Here is a 23,199-nt window from a genome sequence, read left to right as displayed (position 1 = left end):
TAAAACGGTGTGGTTTGACTTTTTAGATTAATTTTTTATTAACTCAAAAAAGTAGGAAAAATGAGTACATTACAATTCGAAACAAATGCATTACATGCCGGGCATGATGTAACACAAACAGGAGGAACAAGAGCTGTTCCAATTTATCAAACCACTTCATATGTGTTTAATAATGCAGATCATGCAGCTAATTTATTTTCATTAAAAGAATTAGGATTTATTTACACACGTTTAAATAATCCAACAAATCAAATTTTGCAAGAACGTTTAGCGGCTTTAGAAGGTGGAGTGGGAGCAGTAGTTTTTGCTTCGGGAACAGCAGCAATTTCAACAGGATTATTAACGTTATTAAGAGCCGGAGATCATATTGTAGCTTCTAGTAGTTTATACGGAGGAACCTATAATTTACTAAAAGTAACTTTACCAAGATTAGGAATTACAACTACTTTTGTTGATCCATCAGATCCTGAAAATTTCGGAAATGCAGTACAAGAAAATACAAGAGCATTTTTTGCGGAATCGTTAGGGAATCCGAAGTTAGATGTATTAGATCTTGAGAATATTTCCTCTGAAGCTAAAAAGGCGAAAGTTCCTTTTATCGTAGACAATACAGTTGCTACACCATCTTTATTGAATCCAATTGAATACGGCGCAAACATTGTTATTCATTCTTTAACAAAATATATCGGCGGACAAGGAAATTCTCTTGGAGGAGTAATTGTTGATGCCGGAAATTTTGATTGGGATAATGGTAAATTCCCAGAATTTACTGAGCCTTCTGCTGGTTACCACGGATTAAAATATTACGAGACTTTAGGAGCTGCATCATTTACATTCAAATTAATTTTAGAAGGATTACGTGATTTTGGAGGAGCATTAAGTCCAACCAATGCATTTCAAATCATTCAAGGTTTAGAAACCTTACCTGTAAGAATTCAAAAACATAGTGAAAATGCTTTAGAATTAGCTAAATGGTTACAAGAACAAGATGAAGTAGCTTGGGTAAATTATCCAGGTTTAGAAGGAAATAAATACAAAGCTTTAGCGGATAAATATTTACCAAAAGGTCAAAGTGGAATTGTAACATTTGGAGCTAAAAAAGGATATGAAGCGGCAAAGACTATAGCAGATAATACGAAGTTATTCTCATTATTAGCAAATATTGGAGATACAAAATCTTTAATAATTCATCCAGCAAGTACAACACATCAGCAGTTGAGTGATGAAGAACAAGAAGCAACAGGAGTAACGCAAGATTTAATTCGACTTTCAGTAGGATTAGAAAATGTTGAAGATTTAAAATCTGATTTAAAAGAAGCTTTTAAAGCTGTAAATCAGTTAGTAGTTCAAGAATAATTTGTTTCTAAGTTCATAGTACAATGCACACATTAGGCCATATTAATTTACCTAGTTATATCACAGAAAGTGGTAAGACAATACCAATTCGTTTGTCTTACCAGCTTTTTGGACAATCACTTCATGAAGCACCAGTGATTTTAGTAAATCATGCGTTAACAGGAAATAGTAATGTTGCTGGAGAAGACGGTTGGTGGAAAGACATAATTGGTGAGCATAAAATTATTGATACAAATAAGTATACCATTTTATGTTTCAATATTCCAGGTAATGGCTACGACGATTTTTTAATTGATGAGTATAAAAGTTTTATAGCAAGAGATGTCGCTCAAATCTTTATTCAAGGTTTAAAAGAGTTGAATATAGAAAAACTTTTTGCTCTAATTGGGGGGTCTTTAGGAGGTGGAATTGCTTGGGAAATGGCAGTTTTACAACCAGAAATAACAGAACATTTAATTCCTATAGCAACAGATTGGAAATCTACAGATTGGTTAATTGCCAATTGTCAAATTCAAGAATTGTTTTTAACCAATTCTAAAAACCCAGTTCACGATGCTAGAATTCATGCGATGTTATGTTATCGAACACCAGCCTCGTTTAAACAACGATTTCAAAGAAGTAAAAACGAGAGTTTACAAATTTTTAATGTAGAAAGTTGGTTGTTACATCATGGAAAAAAATTACAAGAGCGTTATCAATTGGCTTCATATAAATTAATGAATCAGTTGTTAAAAACGATTGATGTAACTCAAGGTAAAAACACAGAAGATATTTTAGAAAACATTAAAGCTAATATTCACATTATTGGAGTGGATTCTGATTTGTTTTTTACTGCGGAAGAAAATAGAGAAACGCATAAAAAGTTAGCACAAAAACATCCTAATGTAACGTACAATGAAATTAATTCAGTACACGGACACGATGCGTTTTTAATTGAATATGAACAGCTAGAAAAAATATTCGGATCAATTTTTAAAGAAAGTTCTAAAGCTAAAAAGATGAAAGTTTTAAAATTTGGAGGGAAATCATTATCAAATCAAGGAATTGATAATGTCATCAATATTATAGAAAATAAAATAAATAAAGGAGAGCATATTGCTGTTGTTGTTTCTGCTAGAGGAAATGCTACAAATGAGTTAGAATCAATTTTAGAGCGCGCTTCAAAAAGTGAAACCTATCAAGAGCAATTAGAAGCTTTTAAATACGAACAAACTAAAATTACACCATTATTAGATTTTTCTAATGAATTTAATAAACTAGAAAAATTGTTTGAAGGTGTAAGCTTATTAGGTGATTATAGTAATAAAACAAAAGACGAGGTTTTAGCACAAGGTGAGTTAATTTCTATAAAAACAGTAACAGAATTATTACAGCAAAGAGGAATTCCAGCTCATGCAACAGATGCTAGAATTTTACTAAAAACTGATGAAAGTTTCGGAAATGCACAACCTATAGATACACTTTCTAAAGAGAATGTTGTAAATCATTTCAAAGAACATAATGGAAGTACAGTAAATATTGTTTCTGGTTTTATCGCGTCAAACTTAAAGAATGAAACTACTACTTTAGGTAGAAATGGAAGTAATTATACAGCGTCTTTATTGGCAAATTATTTAGATGCAGAAGAGTTACAGAATTATACTCATGTTGATGGAATTTTTACGGCAAATCCAGATTTGGTTAGTGAAGCTAAAAAGATTGAAGAACTTTCATTTTCTGAAGCTAATGAGTTAGCAAATTTCGGAGCGAATATTCTGCATGCAAAAACAATTATTCCGTTAATAGAAAAGAATATAAATCTTAGAATTTTAAATACGTTTAATCCTAAAGATGATGGGACTTTAATTACTTCAAAGAGTAAGACTAAAGGAATAAAGTCAATTTCAGTATTAGAAAATGTAGCTTTAATAAATTTTGAAGGAAGAGGTTTGTTAGGTAAAATCGGAGTTGATGCACGTATTTTTAAATCTTTAGGAAATCATGGAATAAGCGTTAGTATTATTTCTCAAGGTTCTTCCGAAAGAGGAATTGGATTGGTGGTTGATAAAGAAAAATCAGAATTAGCAGTTAAAGCTTTAGAACAAGAATTTGCACAAGACTTAATTACTAAAGATGTTAATCAAATCACAATAGTGAATAATGTTGCTGTTATTTCAATTATTGGTCAAGATCTTAGCGAATTCCATTTACCATACAATGCTTTAATTCAGAATCAAATTGTTCCATTATTATTCAATAATACAATCTCTGGGAAGAATGTGAGTTTGGTGGTAAAAAAGGAAGAATTGCACAAAGCTGTTAATGTAATTCACGGTCAAGTTTTCGGAGTAGCAAAGAAAATAAATATTGCAATTTTTGGAAAAGGTTTAGTTGGTGGAACCTTAATTGAACAAATTTTAGCAAGTGCAAAAAACATCTTGGAAAGAAGAAAAGTTCAGTTAAATATTTTTGCTGTAGCCAATTCTAAAAATGTATTGTTAAGTAAAAACGGAGTAGATGAAAATTGGAAAGACAATCTGGATAATAGCGATACAAGTAATAGTATAGAAGAAGTTATAAGCTTTGCAAAAGCACATCATTTAGAAAACTTAATTGCTGTTGATAATACCGCCAGTAAAAATTTTGTACACAATTATATTCCTCTAGTAAAAGCAGGTTTCGATTTAGTTTCATCTAACAAAATAGCCAATACAGTTGCACATTCTTTCTATAAAGAATTACGAGATGTTTTAGAAGAAAATAAAAAAACATATCTCTACGAAACCAATGTAGGTGCAGGATTACCATTAATCGATACAATAAAATTATTACACGATTCTGGAGAAAATATTACAAGAATTAGAGGTGTTTTTTCAGGATCATTAAGTTTTATTTTCAATACATTTTCTGAAGAAGAAACTTCATTTTCAGAAGTGTTATCCGAAGCTATTAAAAATGGATATACAGAGCCAGATCCTAGAGAAGATTTATGTGGAAATGATGTAGCCCGAAAACTTTTAATCCTTGCCAGAGAATTAGATTTAGAAAATGAGTTTGAAGATATTCAAATTCAGAATTTAATTCCAGAAGAACTAAGATCTGGAAGTGTTGAAGATTTCTTATCAAATACTACAAAGTTAGATCCGTATTACACTAAAGAAAAGTCAGGTCAAAAAGAAGATCATGTACTAAGGTACATCGGAGATTTACATGGAGACTTACAACAAAATAAAGGAGAATTAGATGTAAAACTAGTTTCTGTAGCTAAAGACACACCACTTGGAAGCTTAAAAGGATCTGATGCCATATTTGAAATTTATACAGAATCTTATGGAGATCAACCGCTAGTTATTCAAGGAGCTGGAGCTGGAGCAGAAGTTACAGCAAGAGGTGTATTCGGAGATATTTTACGATTAACAAAAAAATAAAACAAATGAACATTCAACTAAAAAATTATAACAAACACCTATTATTTGAAGCAAAAAATCAAACGGGTTATTCATTATTAGTGGGGCAAACTCAAGATGAAACTTCAGTAAATGCTATTCGTCCGATGGAATTAATGTTAGTAAGTCTGGCAAGTTGCAGTAGTATCGATGTCGTAAAAATTCTAAACAAACAAAAGGTTTACGATTTCGATTATAATGTTTCAATAGACGCTACTCGTAAAGAAGATGAAATACCAGCAATTTTTCAAGATATCACCATTACGTATAGTTTTAATGGAACCGTAAGTAGTGCAAAAGTAAAAAAGGCAACAAGTTTAGCAGTAGAAAAATATTGTTCTGTAGCTAAGATTATAGAGCAAACAGCTAAAATTAATTATAAAATTATTTTGAATAACGAAGAGATATGAGTAGGAATTTTGAAACACAGGCAGTAAGAATTCAAACAGAACGTTCACAGTTTTCAGAGCATTCTACACCATTATATTTAACATCAAGTTTTGTTTTTGATGATGCAGAAGATATGCGAGCATCTTTTGCAGAAGAGAAGCAACGAAATTTATATAGTAGATTTTCTAATCCGAATACTACAGAGTTTGTAGATAAAATTGTTGCAATGGAAGGAGCAGAAGCAGGTTATGCATTTGCTACAGGAATGGGCGCTGTGTTTTCAACATTTGCAGCATTGTTAAGTGCTGGAGATCATATTGTTTCTTCGCGTTCTGTTTTTGGTTCTACACATAGTTTATTTACGAAGTATTTGCCAAAATGGAATATAGAAACTAGTTATTTTAAAGTTAATGAATTAGATAAAGTTGAAAGTTTAATTCAACCGAATACTAAAATTTTATATGCAGAATCACCTACAAATCCAGCAGTAGATATTTTGGATTTAGAAGCTTTATCTCAAATTGCTAAAAAACATAATTTGTTATTGGTGATAGATAATTGTTTCGCAACACCATATTTACAAAACCCGATAAAATTCGGAGCAGATTTGGTAATTCATTCAGCAACAAAATTGATTGACGGACAAGGTAGAGTTTTAGGTGGGGTTACAGTAGGAAAAGCAGAGCTTGTTAAAGAAATCTATCTGTTTTCTAGAAATACTGGTCCGGCGATGTCACCATTTAATGCTTGGGTTTTATCTAAAAGTTTAGAAACTTTAGCTGTTCGAGTAGATAAACATTGTGAAAATGCATTAAAAGTTGCTCAATTTTTAGAAGCACATCCAGCGGTAAATTTTGTAAAATATCCTTTTTTACCATCGCATCCTCAATATGAAGTGGCTAAAAAGCAGATGAGATTAGGAGGTAATATTGTAGCTTTTGAAATTAAAGGAGGAATCGAAGCTGGAAGAAAGTTTTTAAATAAAATAAAATTATGTTCTTTATCTGCAAATCTGGGAGATTCAAGAACAATTGTAACACATCCTGCTTCTACAACTCACAGTAAATTAAGCGAAGAAGATCGATTAGAAGTTGGAATTACAGATGGATTAGTGCGTAGTTCTATAGGATTAGAATTTGTTGATGATGTTATTCAAGATCTAAAACAGGCATTAGAAGTGTAAAAATCTATAAGAAAGTATATATTTGTAGTATGCTTTCTAAGAAAACAAAATATGGGATTAAGGCTTTAACTTTTATTGCGAAGCAAGAAAAAGGAGAAAAGGTTCAGATTGCAACAATTTCTGAAAGTGAAAATATATCTCATAAATTTTTAGAAAGTATATTACTTACCTTAAGAAAAGCAGGTGTTTTAGGAGCCAAAAAAGGAAAGGGCGGAGGATATTATATGATCAAAGAACCTTCTGAGGTTAAAATGACAGAAGTAATCCGAACTCTTGAAGGCCCAATTGCAATGGTACCATGTGTAAGTTTGAATTTTTATGAAAAATGTGATGATTGTCCAGATGAACAAGCATGTGCAGTACATAAATTAATGATTCAAGTACGTGATAATACGTTACATGTCTTACGTAATACTACACTTGCTGATCTAGTTTAGTTAAACAAATATTACAATAGTGTTAATTTTTTGATTTTTACTTTGATATTAATGAATCATATGTATATTTGTCTTATAAACCTACTATTCCGATAGGGTAAATGTGTTTTGAAAATGATAATTGAACAAGTAATAGAAGATAAATCGAATTTTAAGGAAGATAGATACTCCGAAAAACCAATACGAAGTGTTATAAAATCAATTAGTTGGAGAGCAGTCGGTACTATAGATACAATCGTAATTTCTTGGTTAATTACAGGAGAAGTAGATACGGCATTATCAATCGGAGGAATTGAATTAGTAACTAAAATGCTGTTGTATTTTTTTCATGAAAGAGTTTGGAATAGCATCAAATGGGGTAGAAAATGAATATAGAAAATATTAATAAAGAGTTAAAAGGAAAATCTCCTCAAGAGATTGTGAATTGGGCGTTATCAGTAGCTAAAAGACCAGTGGTAACAACTAATTTTAGACCATACGAAAGTGCAATTTTACATTTAGTGGTAACTGAACAGAAAGATATCCCTGTTGTCTGGTGTGATACAGGTTATAATACGCCTCAAACTTATAAACATGCAGAAGAACTTATAGAAAAATTAAGTTTAAATGTAAAGTTATATGTGCCAAAGCAAACTGTTGCCCACAGAAATGTTGTTTTAGGTTTCCCAAGTGTAGATGATCCAAATCATGCTGTTTTTACAGAGCAAGTAAAACTAGAACCTTTCAAAAGAGCAATGAACGAACATCAACCAGATGTTTGGTTTACAAATTTAAGGAAAGGCCAAACTGCTTTTAGAGATAGTATTGATACTGTTTCTGTTAGTAAAGATGGAGTGATAAAAGTAAGTCCTTTTTACAATTTTTCAGACGAAAAGTTAAATCAATATTTAGCTCAGTTCGATTTACCTAACGAGTTTAAGTATTTCGATCCAACTAAAGTAGAGAGTAATAGAGAATGTGGTTTACATATTTAAAAAACATGATTATGAATACGGATGTAATTAGAGTAGGAGCATTAGAAAGTGAAGCAATTTATATCATAAGAGAAGTAGCAGCTCAGTTTGAAAAACCTGTACTGTTATTTTCTGGAGGAAAAGATAGTATAACCTTGGTACGATTAGCTCAAAAAGCTTTTTACCCAGCAAAAATTCCATTCCCTTTAATGCATATCGATACAGGACACAATTTTCCTGAAACTATTGAGTTTCGAGATCGATTAGTTGAAGAATTAGGAGTTGAGTTAATCGTTCGTAATGTTCAAGATAATATAGATGCTGGTAAAGTAAAAGAAGAAACGGGTAAGTATGCGAGTAGAAATATTTTACAGACAGAAACTTTACTAGATGCAATTGAAGAATTCGGATTCGATGCGTGTATCGGTGGTGCAAGAAGAGATGAAGAAAAAGCAAGAGCAAAAGAAAGAATTTTCTCAGTTCGTGATGATTTCGGTCAATGGGATGAAAAAAATCAAAGACCAGAATTATTCGATATGTTAAATGGAAGAATAGATTTAGGTCAGAATGTTCGTGTATTTCCTATTTCAAATTGGACAGAGTTAGATGTGTGGTCATATATCCAAAAGGAAGCTATTGAAATTCCTTCCATATACTTTGCACATCAACGTGAAACTTTCTTAAGAGACGGACTGATTTGGTCTGCAAATGATGGAGTTGTATATCGAGATGAAGATGAAAAAGTAGAGCAAAGAATGGTTCGGTTCAGAACAGTTGGAGATATGAGTTGTACTGCAGCAGTTTTATCAGATGCTGTAGATATCGCATCTGTAGTTGCAGAGATTAGAGATTCTAAAATTTCAGAACGTGGCGCTAGAATAGATGATAAACGATCTGAAGCTGCAATGGAAAAAAGAAAACAACAAGGATACTTTTAAAGATTACAAAATTTATGGGGTGAAAGACTGTAAGAAATTATTGTTTTGGGGATTATTTATAAAATTCTTACAGTCTAAAGCTCTCTATCAATATTAAAAAGATGAACGTACTAAAAATAGCAACAGCAGGAAGTGTAGATGACGGAAAGAGCACATTAATAGGACGAATTTTATATGATACAAATTCATTGACTGAAGATAAACTTCAAGCAATTGAAGATAAAAGTAAACAGCGTGGATTTGATTATCTAGATTTTTCATTAGCTACTGATGGTTTAGTGGCAGAAAGAGAACAAGGGATTACAATCGATGTAGCACATATTTATTTTTCTACACCAAGAACTAGTTTTATTGTAGCCGATAGTCCTGGACATATCGAATACACTAGAAATATGGTTACTGGAGCGTCAAATTCTCAAGCGTCTATAATTTTAGTAGATGCTAGAAATGGAGTGGTAGAGCAAACATATCGTCATTTCTTTATCAATAATCTACTTAGAGTAAAAGAAGTTGTTATTGCAGTGAATAAAATGGACTTGGTAGATTATTCTGAAGAGAAATTCAATCAGATTAAAGGAGAAATTGAGTATTTAGCTCAGAAAAGCGGCTATCAAGATCAAAATTTAACTTTTGTACCAGTTTCAGCTTTACATGGAGATAATGTAGTTACTGCATCAAATAATATTCCATGGTATACTGGTAAAAGCTTATTAGAATATTTAGAAGGTTTACATGTAGAAGAGGAACAAGATTCTGATTTTAAAGTACGTTTTCCTGTACAAACCGTAATTCGTCCTAAAACAGATGACTATCACGATTACAGAGGTTATGCTGGGAAATTATACGGAGGAGATTTAGCAGTTGGAGATGAAGTTACCGTATTGCCTTCAGAAACAAAATCTAAAGTAAAAAGTATTCAGTTTTTTGATCAAGAATTCGAACAAGCTAAAAGTGGTAGTTCTGTAAGCATAACATTAGAAGACAATGTGAATGTGAGTAGAGGTGATATGTTAGTGAAAACTGGTCAAGAACCTAAAGTTGTAAAACAATTAGAAGCTACGATTTGTTGGATGGATAGTACGCCATTACAAGCTTCAGAAAAATATTATATCAAGCATGGAGTAAACGATGCTCAAGCTAAGATTACAAGTCTAGATACAATTATTAATACTGACTTTTCGGGCGAAGATGAAAACCCTTCAAAACTTTCCCTGAATGAAATAGGGAAAGTTAGCCTGAAAGTAAGCAAACCATTATTTGTGGATAGTTATGAAGAAAACAAGGCGAATGGAGCTTTTATCTTAATCAATCCGAAAACAAATAATACTTCAGGTGTAGGTTTCATCAATTAAAAAAACAGGAAATGGCAATTATTATAACAGACGAATGTATCAATTGTGGTGCCTGTGAGCCAGAGTGCCCGAATACAGCGATTTACGAAGGAGCCGAAGACTGGAATTACGGTCAAGGAACTTCTTTAGAAGGAGATATTGAATTATTGAATGGAATTAAGCTGAATGCTGAAGATGATCAAGAAGCTATATCTGATGAATATTATTTCATTGTACCAGATAAATGTACAGAATGTAAAGGGTTTCACGAAGAGCCACAATGTGCAGCAGTTTGTCCTGTTGATTGTTGTGTTCCTGATGAGAATCATGTAGAAACCGAAGAAGAATTATTAAACAAGCAGCAATTTTTGCATAATTAAACCCTATTACCATGCAAAGTTTTAGAAGCGAAATAGAAAATCCAGTTGTTGAAAAAGACATCTTGGAATTAGAAAAAAAAATTAGACTTTTTAAAGAAGGAAAGGTAGATGAAGAACGTTTTAGAAGTCTACGTTTAGCTCGTGGTGTATATGGGCAAAGACAGTTGGGAGTTCAAATGGTACGTATAAAAATACCGTACGGAAAAGTAACTAGCGAACAATTACATCGTATTTCTGATGTGTCTGATGAATATTCTAGAGGAAGATTACATATTACGACTAGACAAGATATTCAGATTCACTATGTAAGTTTAGATAGAACGCCTGAACTTTGGTCTCAATTAGAGAAAGATGATATTACATTAAGAGAAGCTTGTGGAAACGCAGTAAGAAATGTAACTGCATCAGAAACTGCTGGAATAGATCCGAAAGAACCTTTTGATGTAACTCCATATGCACACGCAACATTTCAATTTTTCTTAAGAAACCCTGTATGTCAAGAAATGGGGAGAAAATTTAAAATGTCTTTTTCTGCGACAGACAACGATACTGCTTTAAGTTTTATTCACGATTTAGGTTTTATTGCTAAAACTAAAAAGATCGGAGATCAAGAAATTCGTGGATTTAAAGTTGTCCTTGCAGGGGGATTAGGTTCTCAGCCAAGACATGCAGATGTAATGTATGATTTCTTAGCTACAGATTTATTAATTCCAACTATAGAAGGTGTTTTAAGAGTTTTCGATCGTTACGGAGAAAGAGCTAAAAGAGCAAAAGCACGTTTAAAATTCTTAGTTAAAGATTTAGGTTTAGACGGATTTTTAAATTTAGTAGATAAAGAAAAAAGAGCTTTAGCATATCAATCTTATCCTATTGACACGACTGAGTTTGAAAATGAAATTGTTTTTGAAACATCAGAAGTTCCTACAGTAACTATTGAAGATCAAGAAGCATATGATTTATGGAAATCTACAAATGTAATTCCGCAAAAACAAGATGGTTTATTTGCTATTGGAATAAAAGTACATTTAGGTGATTTTTATACTGATAAAGCTAGAAAGCTAGCTGATTTAATTAAGAAATACGGAGCAAACGAGTTACGATTTACATTGCGTCAGAATATTTTAATTCGTCATGTAAGAGAAGCTTTTTTACCATTCTTTTACACAGAATTAAATAAACTTGGTTTTGCAGAAGCTGGATATGATAGTTTATTAGATATCACTGCTTGTCCAGGTACAGATACTTGTAATTTAGGTATTGCTAGTAGCACAGGTATTTCAGTAGAATTAGAACGTGTTCTAAAAAAGGAATATCCACAGTATGTAAACAATAAAGACATTACAATCAAAATTAGTGGTTGTATGAATGCTTGTGGTCAGCACAATATGGCTCATATTGGTTTCCAAGGAATGTCAATTAAATCAGGAAATTTAGTTGCGCCTGCTTTACAAATTTTATTAGGTGGAGGTGTTTTAGGAAATGGAGCTGGACGATTTTCTGATAAAGTAATTAAAGTACCAAGCAAGCGTGGTCCGGAATCTTTAAAAATACTGTTAAATGATTTTGAAAATCACAAAAATAATCAAGAAACCTTTTTGAATTATTACGATAGAAAAGGAAAAACTTACTTTTATGATATCCTGAAGCATTTATCAAGTACCGACGATTTAACAGAGGATGACTTTGTGGATTGGGGACACGATAAAAAATACGTAAAAGCCATTGGTGTAGGAGAGTGTGCCGGTGTAGTTATAGATTTAGTGGCAACGCTTTTATTCGAAAGTGAAGAAAAAATAGTGAACGCAGAAGTTGCAATTCAAGAGCAAAAATGGTCAGATAGTATTTACCATTCATATGCATCAATTGTGAATACTGCAAAAGCATTATTAACAGCAGAAGGATCTAAAGTGAAAACAAATACTCAAGCAGCAATCATAACGAATTTTGATAAAGTATTTGTTGAAACAAATAGAATCGTTTTAGAAGATTCTTTTGAAGAATTGGTTTACGAAATTAATAAACATGAGCCAACTGAAGAATTCGCAAAAGCATATGCGAATAAAGCAAAGAGTTTTTATCAAAAGGTAGATGCGTACAGAAAGTTAGAAGTAGAAGTAAAATAAATACGATGAACGTAATTCCAAAATTAACTGTAGTAGGAGCAGGACCAGGAGATCCTGAATTAATCACATTAAAAGCAATTAAAGCATTACAAAGAGCAGATGTTGTATTATACGATGCTTTAGTAAATGCAGAATTGTTAGATCACGTGAATCCGAATGCTGAGTTAATTTTTGTAGGGAAACGTCGCGGTTGTTACCGTTATCAACAAGAACAAATTAATGAATTAATTGTTGCTAGAGGAAAATCACACGGACATGTGGTTCGTTTAAAAGGTGGAGATCCTTTTATATTCGGAAGAGGTTCTGAGGAAATGGAATATGCAGCACAACACGGATTAGAAGTGGCAATGGTTCCAGGAATTTCGTCATCAATAGCAGTTCCTGCGTATCAAAATGTACCATTAACAAAAAGAGGTAGCGCAGAAAGTTTTTGGGTAATTACAGGAACTACAAAGCAGCATAAACTTTCCGAAGATGTTGCATTAGCAGCAAAATCAAATGCAACAGTTGTGATATTAATGGGAATGGGGAAACTTTCTCAGATCACAAGTTTGTTTGAACAAGAAGGAAAAGGTGATGTACCTGTAGCAATTATTCAGGAAGGAACAACGCCACAAGAAAAAGTTGGAGTTGGTACTGTGAATACTATAGCAGCAGTAGTTGAAGAAAAACAACTAAGTAATCCTGCAATTATAGTTATTGGAGAAGTAGTAAGACATAGAGAAATCCTAGCAGAGATTCAAAATGAAGTAAGTTTAAAGACAGTTACAAATGAGTGAAGAAAGAAATAATTTATATCCAGTTTTTCTTAAAGTTAAGAATTTACAAGTGCTAATTGTAGGAGGAGGTTTTGTTGCAGAAGAAAAACTTACGTTTTTGTTGAAATCGAGTCCAGATGCAAAAGTTACTATTGTGTCACCAATGTTTAGAGAAGGAACAAAAGCTTTAGCAGAAAAAGGTGATGTTACGTTAATTAATGATGTGTATAAAACTTCGTATTTAGATGGAAAACATATTGTAATCGCAACCACAGATATTCCTGAAATAAATGTAGAGGTTTATAAAGATTGTAGAGCGCAAAGTAAGTTGGTAAATGTAGCAGACAATCCACCATATTGCGATTTCTATATGGGAGGAATTGTAACGAAAGGAAATGTAAAAATTGCAATTTCTACAAATGGAAAATCACCTACAACAGCAAAAAGATTACGACAATTTTTTGAGGAAGTAATTCCAGATAAAATAGATGACCTCGTGCAAAATTTGAACGAGTATAGAAAAACAATTAAAGGGAATTTTGAACAAAAAGTAGAAACATTAAATGAGTTTACTAAAGGTTTAGTAGAAAAGATAGAAAAATGATAGAAACAGATATATTAATAATAGGAGCAGGACCAACAGGGTTATTTACAGTTTTTGAAGCAGGATTATTAAAATTACGTTGTCATTTAATAGATGCATTAGCACAACCAGGTGGACAATGTTCAGAGATTTATCCGAAAAAACCAATTTACGATATACCAGCTTATCCTGAGATTTTAGCAGGCAATTTAACAGAGAAGTTATTAGAGCAAGGGAAACAGTTTCAGCCAGGTTTTACTTTAGGAGAACGTGCAGAAACAATCGATAAACAAGACGATGGAACATTTATTGTTACCACAAATAAAGGAACAAAACATAAAGCACCAGTTGTTGCAATTGCTGGAGGTTTAGGAAGTTTTGAGCCAAGGAAACCTAAGATTGATAATCTAGCTCAATTCGAAGATAACGGAGTTGAATACATGATTAAAGAACCTGAATTATATCGTGATAAAGATGTTGTAATTGCAGGTGGTGGAGATTCTGCTTTAGATTGGTCAATCTTCTTAACAGATGTTGCAAAATCAGTAACATTAATTCATAGAAGAAATGAATTTAGAGGAGCTTTAGATTCAGTAGAAAAAGTTCAAGAATTAAAGAACTTAGGAAAGATCAATTTAATCACTCCTGCAGAAGTAAAAGGAATTCTTGGAGACGATAAAGTTACAGGAGTTGTTGTAGAACAAAAAGATAAAGAGCCTTTTATAATCGATACAGATCATTTCATCCCTTTATTCGGATTAGCTCCAAAACTTGGTCCGATTGGAAATTGGGGATTAGACATTGAAAAGAATGCTATTAAAGTTGACAATTCTTTAGATTATCAAACAAACATTCCAGGGATTTATGCCATTGGAGATGTGAATACATATCCAGGTAAATTAAAATTAATTTTATGTGGTTTCCATGAAGCCACCTTAATGTGTCAGAGTGCATACAAGAGAATCTTCCCAGATAAAAAGTATGTAATGAAATATACAACTGTAGGAGGAGTAGAAGGTTTCGATGGAACTAAAAAAGAGGCGCCAAAAGCAGTAGTAAAAGCTATTAATTAGCACTAAGTCTAAAGTCTAAAGTCCAAAGTACTCAGGACTTAATACTAATTTCTTAATACTGAAAGAAATGGATATCAATATAAAAATAAAAGACAGAGAAGGTGTAATTCACGATGTAGTTGCTCCGACAGATATGGCAATGAACTTAATGGAAGTTGTTCGTTCTTACGAATTAGCTCCAGAAGGAACCATAGGAATCTGTGGAGGAATGGCCATGTGTGCTTCTTGTCAATGTTATGTTACGTCTAACCATGAGCTTCCAGAAATGTCTGACGATGAAGATGCGATGTTAGCAGAAGCTTTCGATGTAGAAGATAATAGTAGATTGGGTTGTCAAATACAAATGACACCAGAATTAGAAGGTTTAGAAGTAGAGTTAGCTCCAGAAAGTTAATTATATTTATATAAAAAATTAAAATGCAATTCAGTAATTACAACTTATCACTAAAAGACGATGTAGAATATTTTACAAAACAACTATTTTATGCATTGTTTGAAGATGTTTGTCAGGAAAAAGCCAATCATTTAAAAAGTAAGTTTGTAAAAATCTTAAAAGGGTTATCTGTAGAAAAGCACGAAGAAATTTGGATGTATTATCAAACATCATTCTGCGATATCCGAAAGAAATTAGATTTAGACGCAAAAGCTTTTGAAAATACAGATCCAGCTTGTAAAAGTTTAGGAGAAGTGTATTTAGCGTATCCAGGTTTTCACGCCATAGCGATATATCGTTTAAGTCATGAATTGTATAAAATTAATGTTCCAATTTTACCTCGAATGATGAGTGAATATGCACATAGTTTAACCGGTGTAGATATTCATCCAGGAGCAACAATTGGAGAAGCTTTCTTTATCGATCATGCAACAGGTGTCGTAATAGGTGAAACTACAATTATTGAAAATAATGTTAGTATTTATCAAGGAGTAACTTTAGGTGGAATTCAAGTGAAAAAAGAATTAGCTGAAGTTAAAAGACATCCAACGATAGAAAGTAATGTAACCATTTATGCAAATGCTACAATTTTAGGAAATATTGTAGTTGGAGCAAATACAGTTATCGGAGCAAATGTTTGCATAACAAAGTCTATAGAGCCAAATTCAACTGTGATTTATAAATCACAAAATAGTATTTACAACTAGTATATGAACGCAAAAAATATTACAGATTTTGTAGGAAATACGCCTTTAGTAGAAGCTACAAATATTATAAATAAAGAAAATGTTCGTCTGTTTTTAAAGTTAGAAGGACATAATCCAGGAGGAAGTGTAAAAGACAGAGCAGCGTATTACATGATTTCTGAAGCTCTGAAAAAGAATAACATTAAAAAAGGAGATACTTTAGTAGAAGCAACAAGTGGAAATACAGGAATTGCACTTGCATTAATGGCAAAAGTTTTAGGATTAAATATGGTATTAGTAATGCCAGAACATGCCACTGTAGAACGTGTAAAAACAATGCGAGCTTACGGAGCAGAAGTAATCTTAACACCATCAGAAGTTGGTATGGAAGGAGCTATTGACCATGCTTTAGAATTAAAATACAAGAAAGGATATTTTAGATTAAATCAGTTTGATAACTTAGATAATCCGAAAGCACATTATAGTACAACCGGACCAGAAATTTGGAGAGATACTGAAGGAAAAGTAACTCATTTTGTTTCTGCTATGGGAACTACAGGAACAATTACAGGAGTTTCAGATTATTTAAAAGAGCAAAATAAAGATATTACCATTGTTGGTGTTCAGCCAAAAGAAGGAGCTCGCATTCCAGGAATTCGTAAATGGCCAGAAGAATATTTACCTGCAATTTTTAAAAGAGAAAAAATTGATAAAGTTTTAGAGGTAAATCAAGAAGAAGCAAAAGCAATGACCATTCGTTTAGCTCGTGAAGAAGGAATTTTCTCAGGAATGAGTAGTGGTGGAGCTGTAGCTTCAGCATTAAAATTAGCAGAAACACTAGACGAAGGAATTATAGTTGCAATTATCTGTGATCGAGGAGATCGTTATTTATCTTCAGATATTTTTGTATAACAATAGGAATTTAAAAATAAAGTAAAAAGGGATTTGTGTTTATCACAAATCCCTTTTTGTTTTCACTGAAAACAGTGTAAAAATCTCATGTACTAAAAACTAATTTTATGCTGAATTCAAAAGATAAATTATGAGACTGATTTTTAAAATTTTTGTTCTTTTTCTATGTTCAATTTTTTCATTTTGTTCAAGCGATGATAAATTAGAGAACGTTACAGATGATGAAGTGTCTGTAGGAGAAACACCTTCTGATGATACTACTTCAGAGAGTACTACCTCAATAACCAAAGGAGGAATAACATGGAGTTTTGATGAAACACAAACAGGTAGGTTTTTAGATGGAAGTCCATGGATTATTAGTGATGGAAATATAAAGCTCACAGCTACTCTACCGGTTTCAAAAGAAGGTAGAAATGGAGGTTTTGTAAATCCAGACAACTCTTTTAGTAATGGATCAGATGATAGAATGAAATTTAATGATTATAAGCATGAAGAAAATGTAACCAGTTTAGAAAAATTACCAATCAATTTACTGCCTGGAAATTCATATCTGCAAACTAAAAGTAAAGATTCAGATGCACCAGGAGATAATAGTGATTTAGAAGAGATTCAAGTACTAACAGTTTTAGATGTAGCGCCTCCAATAGAGAGTTTTAGACCGCCATATTCAGGAACGTTAAAACCGATTTACAAAAAATCAGATATTAAATGGAGTAATCTTCTTTCATATACCAATACAGCGAATACTCCGAGTATAGAAGAATGTTTACGTTATTTTTCAGGAGGTCCTTACATGAAAATTAAAACAGGTTTTGCTGATCGATATTGGCATGCTGATGCGAATCATCCTAATGGAGAATATGGTAGGGAAATCGCTAAAAATACTGGGAAAGCATTAATTAGAGCAATGTTAGAAGGAACGCAATCGGAAAAAGAAGAATTAGTCATCGCTTTAATTCAAGCAGGAATTGATTGTTATGGAGCAGCTAAGTCAGGATTGAGTTGGGATGCTGATGGAGGACATAACCAAGGAGCAAAAATGCTGATTTTATTTGCAGGAAAAATGTTAGAATCACAAGAGTTACTTGAAGTAGCCAATTGGGAAAAGACAGATATATTCCAAGAAGATCAACAAGCCTTTTATATCAACCAAGAAGCTGTAGATATTTCCAATGGTAATGGAACAGAAAATTGGGATCCAGATGAAAGAAATGGAGCGGCAAAAAAATATGAGGTAGCAGATATTGGAAGACCAGAATGGGGAATTAGACATTATAGAAGTTCAAAAAGAAGTGATATGGCTTGGCATTCTCGATATCGACAAGTATCGGGAAGTGCTCAATTCTCTCATTGTGTAGCGGCTTACTTAATGGATGTTCAAAAAGAATGGAATCATAGTGCTTGGTTTGATTATTTTCTAAATAGGTATTATATCGTTGAAAGTGGAAATGATCCAGCGACTAAAGCAAAATCAGGTATTGGAAATGGAGCTAATAGTATCACCACTTTTGCAAGTGAAGTATACCTGAAGCATATTAATCCGATACCTTCTAACACTGTACCAGCGAAAAGTAGTATTGATGGAGTGGTATTAGGTAAAGTTTCAATTATTAGAGATTTAGAACCGAGATAATCAATTAGATTATTTAGGTTAAGCTTTACAATAAAATAGTTTCAACCTCAAGTCTTTTAATGACTTGAGGTTTTTTAGTACTACAAATTAACTCGATGTAATTTTACCTTGAACTCCTTGTAAATAAGGAAGTCTTTGCGAACGGAACCTAAATGTTTCCTGAGGTTCTCGAAGGAAAAATTACTTCTTCACTTCACTATGTTTCATTCATCGTAAAGACATAATTCATTGATTTGCATGCTAAAAAATGTATTTTTAAATCGAGTTAAATTAATTCAAATGAAGGTTTTGAAAAATAAGTTTTAAAACATTGTATAGTAAAAAATAAACCAATAACTTTGTAATTCAGTTCATAAACATTTTATAGTTATCAAGAAAGGTGGAGGGAATAGACCCTTTGAAGCCTTAGCAACCCTTTGTGTAAACAAAGAAGGTGCTAAATTCTACTTCAATATTTTAAATATTGTGGAGAGATAACCCAAAGAATACTTCTTCTTTTCCTGATAACTTTAACTAATAAATATCAGGAATGTCACACAACATTTTTACAGAAATACAAAAAAGAATCCTTGTACTCGATGGTGCTATGGGAACAATGCTTCAAGAATTTAAATTCACAGAAGAAGATTTTCGTGGAGAAAGATTTATATCACATCATATTCCATTAAAAGGAAATAATGATTTGTTATCAATTACACAGCCAGAAGCTGTAAAATCAGTGCATAGAAAATATTTAGAGGCTGGAGCAGACATTATTGAAACCAATACTTTTTCTGGAACAACAATAGCTATGGCAGACTATGATATGGAAGATTTAGTCTATGAACTAAATTTTCAGTCGGCAAAAATTGCTAAAGAAGTAGCAGATGAATTTACAGCTAAAAATCCAGAACAACCACGTTTTGTGGCCGGTTCTATTGGTCCAACAAACAGAACTGCAAGTTTATCTCCAGATGTAAATAAACCAGAATATAGAGCTGTAACTTTCGATGATTTACGTGTGGCTTATAAGCAACAAGTAGAAGCATTGTTAGATGGTGGTTCCGATGTTTTACTTGTTGAAACAATATTTGATACATTAAACGCAAAAGCTGCAATTTTTGCTATTGAAGAAGTCAAAGAAGAGCGAGAAATCGATATTCCAGTAATGATTTCAGGAACGATTACAGATGCTAGTGGAAGAACATTATCAGGACAAACAGTTGAGGCTTTCTTAATTTCTATTTCTCACATTCCTTTATTAAGTGTCGGGTTTAATTGTGCTTTAGGTGCAGAACAATTAGAACCTTATCTAAAACGATTATCGCATAATACAGAGTTTTTTACTTCGGCACATCCCAATGCTGGATTACCTAATGCTTTTGGTGAATATGATCAAACTCCAGAAGAAATGAGAGATTTAATTGAGAGTTTTTTAAAAGATGGATTAATTAATATTATTGGAGGTTGTTGCGGAACTTCTCCATCACACATTAAAGCAATTGCAGATGTGGCTAAAAATTATAAACCAAGAAAAGTTTTGGTAGCAGAGAATGAGTAGTAGATATTTAAAATTATCAGGGTTAGAACCATTAATTGTTACTCCAGAAAGTAACTTTATTAATGTTGGCGAACGAACAAATGTTACAGGTTCTCGACGATTTTTACGATTAATTAAAGAAGAAAAATATCAAGAAGCTTTAGCAGTTGCAAGAGATCAAGTAGAAGGCGGTGCACAAATTCTTGATGTAAATATGGATGAAGGAATGTTAGATGGTGTTCATGCCATGGTAACATTTTTAAATTTAATTGCTTCAGAACCAGATATTGCTCGAATTCCAATTATGATCGATAGCTCTAAATGGGAAATTATCGAAGCGGGATTACAAGTAGCACAAGGTAAATGTGTAGTCAATTCAATTTCTTTAAAAGAAGGAGAAGAAACGTTTATCCGTCAAGCGAAATTGATTAAAAGATACGGAGCTGCAACAATTGTTATGGCTTTTGATGAAGTTGGACAAGCAGATAATTATGAAAGACGTATTGAAATTTGTGAGCGTTCATATAGAATTTTAGTTGATAAGGTAAAGTTTGCTCCAGAAGACATCATTTTCGATCCAAATATATTTCCGGTAGCAACTGGAATGGAAGAGCATCGAAAAAATGCTTTAGATTTTTTTAAGGCTACAAAATGGATTCGAACAAACTTACCATATGCAAGTGTTTCTGGTGGTGTAAGTAATGTGTCTTTTTCTTTCCGTGGAAATAATACAGTACGTGAAGCAATGCATTCTGCTTTCTTATATCATGCCATTCAACATGGAATGAATATGGGAATTGTAAATCCTACCATGTTAGAAGTATATGATGAAATTCCTAAAGATTTATTAGAGCATGTAGAAGATGTTTTATTAGATAGAAGAGACGATGCTACTGAACGTTTATTAGAATTTGCTGAAACAGTTCGAGGAACAAAAAAAGAAGAAGATTCTAAAAAGTTAGCTTGGCGAGAAGAAGTATTACAAGATAGAATTACATATAGTTTAGTAAAAGGTTTAGATGCTTTTATTGAAGAAGATGTTGAAGAAGCAAGACAACTAGTAGATCGACCAATTCAAGTTATTGAAGGAAATTTAATGGCAGGTATGAATGTGGTTGGTGATTTGTTCGGAAGCGGAAAAATGTTTTTACCTCAAGTTGTAAAATCAGCTCGTGTAATGAAAAGAGCTGTAGCATATTTACAACCTTTCATTGAAGAATCTAAAGATAGTGCTGCTTCATCTGCTGGAAAAATCTTAATGGCAACTGTAAAAGGAGACGTACATGATATTGGTAAAAATATTGTGAGTGTTGTTTTGGGTTGTAATAACTATGAAATTGTTGATTTAGGAGTAATGGTTCCGCCAGAAAAAATAATTGAAGCTGCTAAAAAAGAGCAAGTAGATGTTATTGGTTTAAGCGGATTAATCACACCGTCGTTAGATGAAATGGTGTATTTGGCCAACGAAATGGAAAAAGAGCAAATGAATATTCCATTATTAATTGGTGGTGCTACAACATCAAAAGCACATACGGCAGTTAAAATTGCACCGAAGTATACCAATTCTGTAGTGCATGTTAACGATGCATCTCGCGCAGTTACTGTTGTTGGAGATTTATTACAAGAGAATAATAAAGTTTATAAAGAACAAATTCGAACAGAGTACGATAAGTTTAGAGATCAATTTTTAAACAGAACTAAGAAGAAGAATTATATCTCATTAGCTGAAGCTAGAGAAAATAAATTCCAAATAGATTGGGCAACTTCAGAGATTAAAGAGCCTAATTTCTTAGGAACTCAAGTTATTGAGAATCTAGATTTAAAAGTACTGTTAGATTATATCGATTGGAGTCCGTTTTTCAGATCTTGGGATTTACACGGGAAGTTTCCAAATATTTTAACTGATGAAATTGTTGGAGAACAAGCCACAGAATTATATAAAGATGCACAGGTTTTATTGCAAAAAGTAATAGATGAAAAATTACTAAAAGCTAAAGCAGTTTTTGGTCTGTTTCCAGCAAATACAGTGAATGAAGATGATATCGAAGTATATAACGAAAACGGAAAAACTCAAGCTACTTTCGTAACACTTCGCCAGCAATTAAAGAAAAAATCAGGTGTACCAAATATTGCTTTAGCAGATTTTGTAGCACCAAAAACAACTGGAAAGAAAGATTACATAGGCTGTTTTTGTGTATCAGCAGGTTTCGGAACTCAAGAATTAGCAACAGCATTCGAAAAAGATAACGACGATTATAATTCAATTATGATTAAAGCTATCGCAGATCGTTTGGCTGAAGCTTTTGCAGAATACTTACATAAAGAAGTACGAACAAAGCATTGGGGATATGCAAATCAAGAGAACTTATCTAACGAAGAATTAATTAAAGAAAGCTATAAAGGAATTCGTCCAGCTCCAGGGTATCCAGCGTGTCCAGATCATTTAGAAAAGAATATCATTTGGGATGTTTTAAAAGTAGAAGAAACTATCGGAGTTAAACTTACTGAAAGTTTAGCGATGTGGCCGGCAGCAAGTGTTTCTGGTTACTATTTCGGAAATCCAGAATCTAAATATTTCGGTTTAGGAAAAATAAAAGAAGACCAGCTAAAAGATTATGTCAACAGAAGAGGTAATTCTTTAGAACATGCAAAAAAGTGGTTAAATCCAGTACTTGCAGATTAAAAAAATCAGGAATGTATAATGATAAGTTCGCGTCAACCTGAACTTGTTTCAGGTTCTCATTACGAATTGTTTAATAGTCTTATGAGATTCCGAAATACTGAAATTACTTCAGCACAAGTAAATTCGGAATGACGTCAGGAAGCAGACATTCAATAAAAATAAAATGAGTAAAAGATTTATAGAATTAAAGTTAGGAAGCCATCAAATTGTTCATGGTTTCGATGATCAAAATAAAGAAATAATTGAAGAAGTAACTGTTGATAGTTTTAACAAAAAGTTAGTCAATTTAGATAGAATAAAATCTGTTAGCGAAAAATTTATTCTTACAGATTATGCCCACGGAAGATGGATTTATTGGGAATATGAAGATGATATTAATGAAATACGACAGCAGTTACTTTAA

At 32.5% G+C, this 23,199-nt stretch carries 21 protein-coding genes and 1 riboswitch; all 21 genes read left to right on the top strand.

The genetic code is table 11. The annotated features are described in order from the left end of the window. Positions 1-60: 60 nt before the first annotated feature. A complete protein-coding gene (locus tag Q1A46_RS03345; protein WP_299673939.1) occupies positions 61-1,356 on the top strand; it encodes an O-acetylhomoserine aminocarboxypropyltransferase/cysteine synthase family protein in 1,296 nt (431 codons plus the stop codon). 23 nt (positions 1,357-1,379) lie between these two features. Further along, positions 1,380-4,763, top strand: coding sequence for a bifunctional aspartate kinase/homoserine dehydrogenase I (gene thrA, locus Q1A46_RS03340; protein ID WP_299673937.1), 3,384 nt, complete (start codon positions 1,380-1,382; stop codon positions 4,761-4,763). 5 nt (positions 4,764-4,768) lie between these two features. Beyond that, the gene (locus Q1A46_RS03335; RefSeq protein WP_095074204.1) at positions 4,769-5,191 is read left to right on the top strand and encodes an OsmC family protein; all 423 of its coding nucleotides are present in this window, start codon (positions 4,769-4,771) and stop codon (positions 5,189-5,191) included. Further along, on the top strand, positions 5,188-6,354 hold the full coding sequence (locus Q1A46_RS03330) for an O-succinylhomoserine sulfhydrylase (protein ID WP_299673934.1): 1,167 nt from the start codon (positions 5,188-5,190) through the stop codon (positions 6,352-6,354). Before Q1A46_RS03335 ends, Q1A46_RS03330 begins: the two co-directional genes overlap by 4 nt. Positions 6,355-6,383: 29 nt before the next feature. Next, on the top strand, positions 6,384-6,791 hold the full coding sequence (locus Q1A46_RS03325) for an Rrf2 family transcriptional regulator (protein WP_095074201.1): 408 nt from the start codon (positions 6,384-6,386) through the stop codon (positions 6,789-6,791). Between the two features lie 114 nt (positions 6,792-6,905). Then, a complete protein-coding gene (locus Q1A46_RS03320) occupies positions 6,906-7,160 on the top strand; it encodes a DUF2061 domain-containing protein (protein WP_299673932.1) in 255 nt (84 codons plus the stop codon). Further along, positions 7,157-7,765 carry a phosphoadenosine phosphosulfate reductase family protein gene (locus Q1A46_RS03315; RefSeq protein WP_299673930.1) on the top strand — a complete coding sequence of 203 codons (609 nt, stop codon included), beginning with the start codon at positions 7,157-7,159 and terminating at the stop codon, positions 7,763-7,765. The genes Q1A46_RS03320 and Q1A46_RS03315 overlap by 4 nt, the downstream gene beginning before the upstream one ends. Beyond that, positions 7,747-8,682: a sulfate adenylyltransferase subunit CysD gene (cysD, locus tag Q1A46_RS03310; protein WP_373456494.1), complete on the top strand. Its 936-nt coding sequence runs from the start codon at positions 7,747-7,749 to the stop codon at positions 8,680-8,682. The genes Q1A46_RS03315 and cysD overlap by 19 nt, the downstream gene beginning before the upstream one ends. Before the next feature lie 101 nt (positions 8,683-8,783). Beyond that, positions 8,784-10,034 (top strand): sulfate adenylyltransferase subunit 1, encoded by a 1,251-nt coding sequence (locus tag Q1A46_RS03305; RefSeq protein WP_299673926.1) that lies wholly within the window; start codon positions 8,784-8,786, stop codon positions 10,032-10,034. An 11-nt stretch (positions 10,035-10,045) separates the two neighbouring features. After that, complete coding sequence (locus Q1A46_RS03300) at positions 10,046-10,393, top strand: 4Fe-4S dicluster domain-containing protein (RefSeq protein WP_095074191.1); 348 nt, start codon at positions 10,046-10,048, stop codon at positions 10,391-10,393. 11 nt (positions 10,394-10,404) lie between these two features. Beyond that, complete coding sequence (locus tag Q1A46_RS03295; protein ID WP_299673924.1) at positions 10,405-12,516, top strand: nitrite/sulfite reductase; 2,112 nt, start codon at positions 10,405-10,407, stop codon at positions 12,514-12,516. Between the two features lie 5 nt (positions 12,517-12,521). Then, positions 12,522-13,295, top strand: a complete 774-nt coding sequence (cobA, locus tag Q1A46_RS03290; RefSeq protein WP_299673922.1) for a uroporphyrinogen-III C-methyltransferase — start codon at positions 12,522-12,524, stop codon at positions 13,293-13,295. Next, positions 13,288-13,878 (top strand): bifunctional precorrin-2 dehydrogenase/sirohydrochlorin ferrochelatase, encoded by a 591-nt coding sequence (locus Q1A46_RS03285; RefSeq protein ID WP_299673920.1) that lies wholly within the window; start codon positions 13,288-13,290, stop codon positions 13,876-13,878. The genes cobA and Q1A46_RS03285 overlap by 8 nt, the downstream gene beginning before the upstream one ends. Further along, positions 13,875-14,930: an NAD(P)/FAD-dependent oxidoreductase gene (locus Q1A46_RS03280; protein WP_299673918.1), complete on the top strand. Its 1,056-nt coding sequence runs from the start codon at positions 13,875-13,877 to the stop codon at positions 14,928-14,930. The genes Q1A46_RS03285 and Q1A46_RS03280 overlap by 4 nt, the downstream gene beginning before the upstream one ends. A 67-nt stretch (positions 14,931-14,997) precedes the next feature. Next, complete coding sequence (locus Q1A46_RS03275; RefSeq protein WP_299673916.1) at positions 14,998-15,324, top strand: 2Fe-2S iron-sulfur cluster-binding protein; 327 nt, start codon at positions 14,998-15,000, stop codon at positions 15,322-15,324. Positions 15,325-15,347: 23 nt separating this feature from the next. After that, positions 15,348-16,070 (top strand): serine O-acetyltransferase EpsC, encoded by a 723-nt coding sequence (gene epsC / locus Q1A46_RS03270; RefSeq protein WP_299673914.1) that lies wholly within the window; start codon positions 15,348-15,350, stop codon positions 16,068-16,070. Between the two features lie 3 nt (positions 16,071-16,073). Continuing rightward, on the top strand, positions 16,074-16,961 hold the full coding sequence (cysM, locus tag Q1A46_RS03265; RefSeq protein WP_299617267.1) for a cysteine synthase CysM: 888 nt from the start codon (positions 16,074-16,076) through the stop codon (positions 16,959-16,961). A 130-nt stretch (positions 16,962-17,091) separates the two neighbouring features. Continuing rightward, positions 17,092-18,594, top strand: coding sequence for a hypothetical protein (locus Q1A46_RS03260; protein ID WP_299673912.1), 1,503 nt, complete (start codon positions 17,092-17,094; stop codon positions 18,592-18,594). 364 nt (positions 18,595-18,958) lie between these two features. Beyond that, positions 18,959-19,074, top strand: a riboswitch (SAM riboswitch). Positions 19,075-19,123: 49 nt separating this feature from the next. Beyond that, entirely contained in the window at positions 19,124-20,134 is a 1,011-nt protein-coding gene (locus Q1A46_RS03255; protein WP_299673910.1) for a homocysteine S-methyltransferase family protein, read from the top strand. Further along, positions 20,127-22,796 carry a methionine synthase gene (gene metH, locus Q1A46_RS03250; protein WP_299673908.1) on the top strand — a complete coding sequence of 890 codons (2,670 nt, stop codon included), beginning with the start codon at positions 20,127-20,129 and terminating at the stop codon, positions 22,794-22,796. The genes Q1A46_RS03255 and metH overlap by 8 nt, the downstream gene beginning before the upstream one ends. A 163-nt stretch (positions 22,797-22,959) precedes the next feature. Beyond that, the gene (locus Q1A46_RS03245; protein WP_299673906.1) at positions 22,960-23,199 is read left to right on the top strand and encodes a hypothetical protein; all 240 of its coding nucleotides are present in this window, start codon (positions 22,960-22,962) and stop codon (positions 23,197-23,199) included.

It is taken from the genome of uncultured Tenacibaculum sp., assembly GCF_947502995.1.
In the GTDB taxonomy this organism is placed as follows: Bacteria; Bacteroidota; Bacteroidia; order Flavobacteriales; family Flavobacteriaceae; genus Polaribacter.
This window is presented reverse-complemented; position numbering and strand designations above follow the sequence as displayed.

What these genes read in the sequence shown, in the direction of transcription:
- Q1A46_RS03315 (WP_299673930.1), top strand. Translation starts at nt 7,157, where the DNA reads ATGAATATAGAAAATATTAATAAAGAGTTAAAAGGAAAATCTCCTCAA.
- Q1A46_RS03305 (WP_299673926.1), top strand. Translation starts at nt 8,784, where the DNA reads ATGAACGTACTAAAAATAGCAACAGCAGGAAGTGTAGATGACGGAAAG.
- Q1A46_RS03330 (WP_299673934.1), top strand. Translation starts at nt 5,188, where the DNA reads ATGAGTAGGAATTTTGAAACACAGGCAGTAAGAATTCAAACAGAACGT.
- cobA (WP_299673922.1), top strand. Translation starts at nt 12,522, where the DNA reads ATGAACGTAATTCCAAAATTAACTGTAGTAGGAGCAGGACCAGGAGAT.
- cysM (WP_299617267.1), top strand. Translation starts at nt 16,074, where the DNA reads ATGAACGCAAAAAATATTACAGATTTTGTAGGAAATACGCCTTTAGTA.
- Q1A46_RS03280 (WP_299673918.1), top strand. Translation starts at nt 13,875, where the DNA reads ATGATAGAAACAGATATATTAATAATAGGAGCAGGACCAACAGGGTTA.
- Q1A46_RS03335 (WP_095074204.1), top strand. Translation starts at nt 4,769, where the DNA reads ATGAACATTCAACTAAAAAATTATAACAAACACCTATTATTTGAAGCA.
- Q1A46_RS03295 (WP_299673924.1), top strand. Translation starts at nt 10,405, where the DNA reads ATGCAAAGTTTTAGAAGCGAAATAGAAAATCCAGTTGTTGAAAAAGAC.
- Q1A46_RS03325 (WP_095074201.1), top strand. Translation starts at nt 6,384, where the DNA reads ATGCTTTCTAAGAAAACAAAATATGGGATTAAGGCTTTAACTTTTATT.
- Q1A46_RS03275 (WP_299673916.1), top strand. Translation starts at nt 14,998, where the DNA reads ATGGATATCAATATAAAAATAAAAGACAGAGAAGGTGTAATTCACGAT.
- thrA (WP_299673937.1), top strand. Translation starts at nt 1,380, where the DNA reads ATGCACACATTAGGCCATATTAATTTACCTAGTTATATCACAGAAAGT.
- Q1A46_RS03320 (WP_299673932.1), top strand. Translation starts at nt 6,906, where the DNA reads ATGATAATTGAACAAGTAATAGAAGATAAATCGAATTTTAAGGAAGAT.
- Q1A46_RS03255 (WP_299673910.1), top strand. Translation starts at nt 19,124, where the DNA reads ATGTCACACAACATTTTTACAGAAATACAAAAAAGAATCCTTGTACTC.
- Q1A46_RS03260 (WP_299673912.1), top strand. Translation starts at nt 17,092, where the DNA reads ATGAGACTGATTTTTAAAATTTTTGTTCTTTTTCTATGTTCAATTTTT.
- metH (WP_299673908.1), top strand. Translation starts at nt 20,127, where the DNA reads ATGAGTAGTAGATATTTAAAATTATCAGGGTTAGAACCATTAATTGTT.
- cysD (WP_373456494.1), top strand. Translation starts at nt 7,747, where the DNA reads ATGTGGTTTACATATTTAAAAAACATGATTATGAATACGGATGTAATT.
- Q1A46_RS03285 (WP_299673920.1), top strand. Translation starts at nt 13,288, where the DNA reads ATGAGTGAAGAAAGAAATAATTTATATCCAGTTTTTCTTAAAGTTAAG.
- Q1A46_RS03300 (WP_095074191.1), top strand. Translation starts at nt 10,046, where the DNA reads ATGGCAATTATTATAACAGACGAATGTATCAATTGTGGTGCCTGTGAG.
- Q1A46_RS03245 (WP_299673906.1), top strand. Translation starts at nt 22,960, where the DNA reads ATGAGTAAAAGATTTATAGAATTAAAGTTAGGAAGCCATCAAATTGTT.
- Q1A46_RS03345 (WP_299673939.1), top strand. Translation starts at nt 61, where the DNA reads ATGAGTACATTACAATTCGAAACAAATGCATTACATGCCGGGCATGAT.
- epsC (WP_299673914.1), top strand. Translation starts at nt 15,348, where the DNA reads ATGCAATTCAGTAATTACAACTTATCACTAAAAGACGATGTAGAATAT.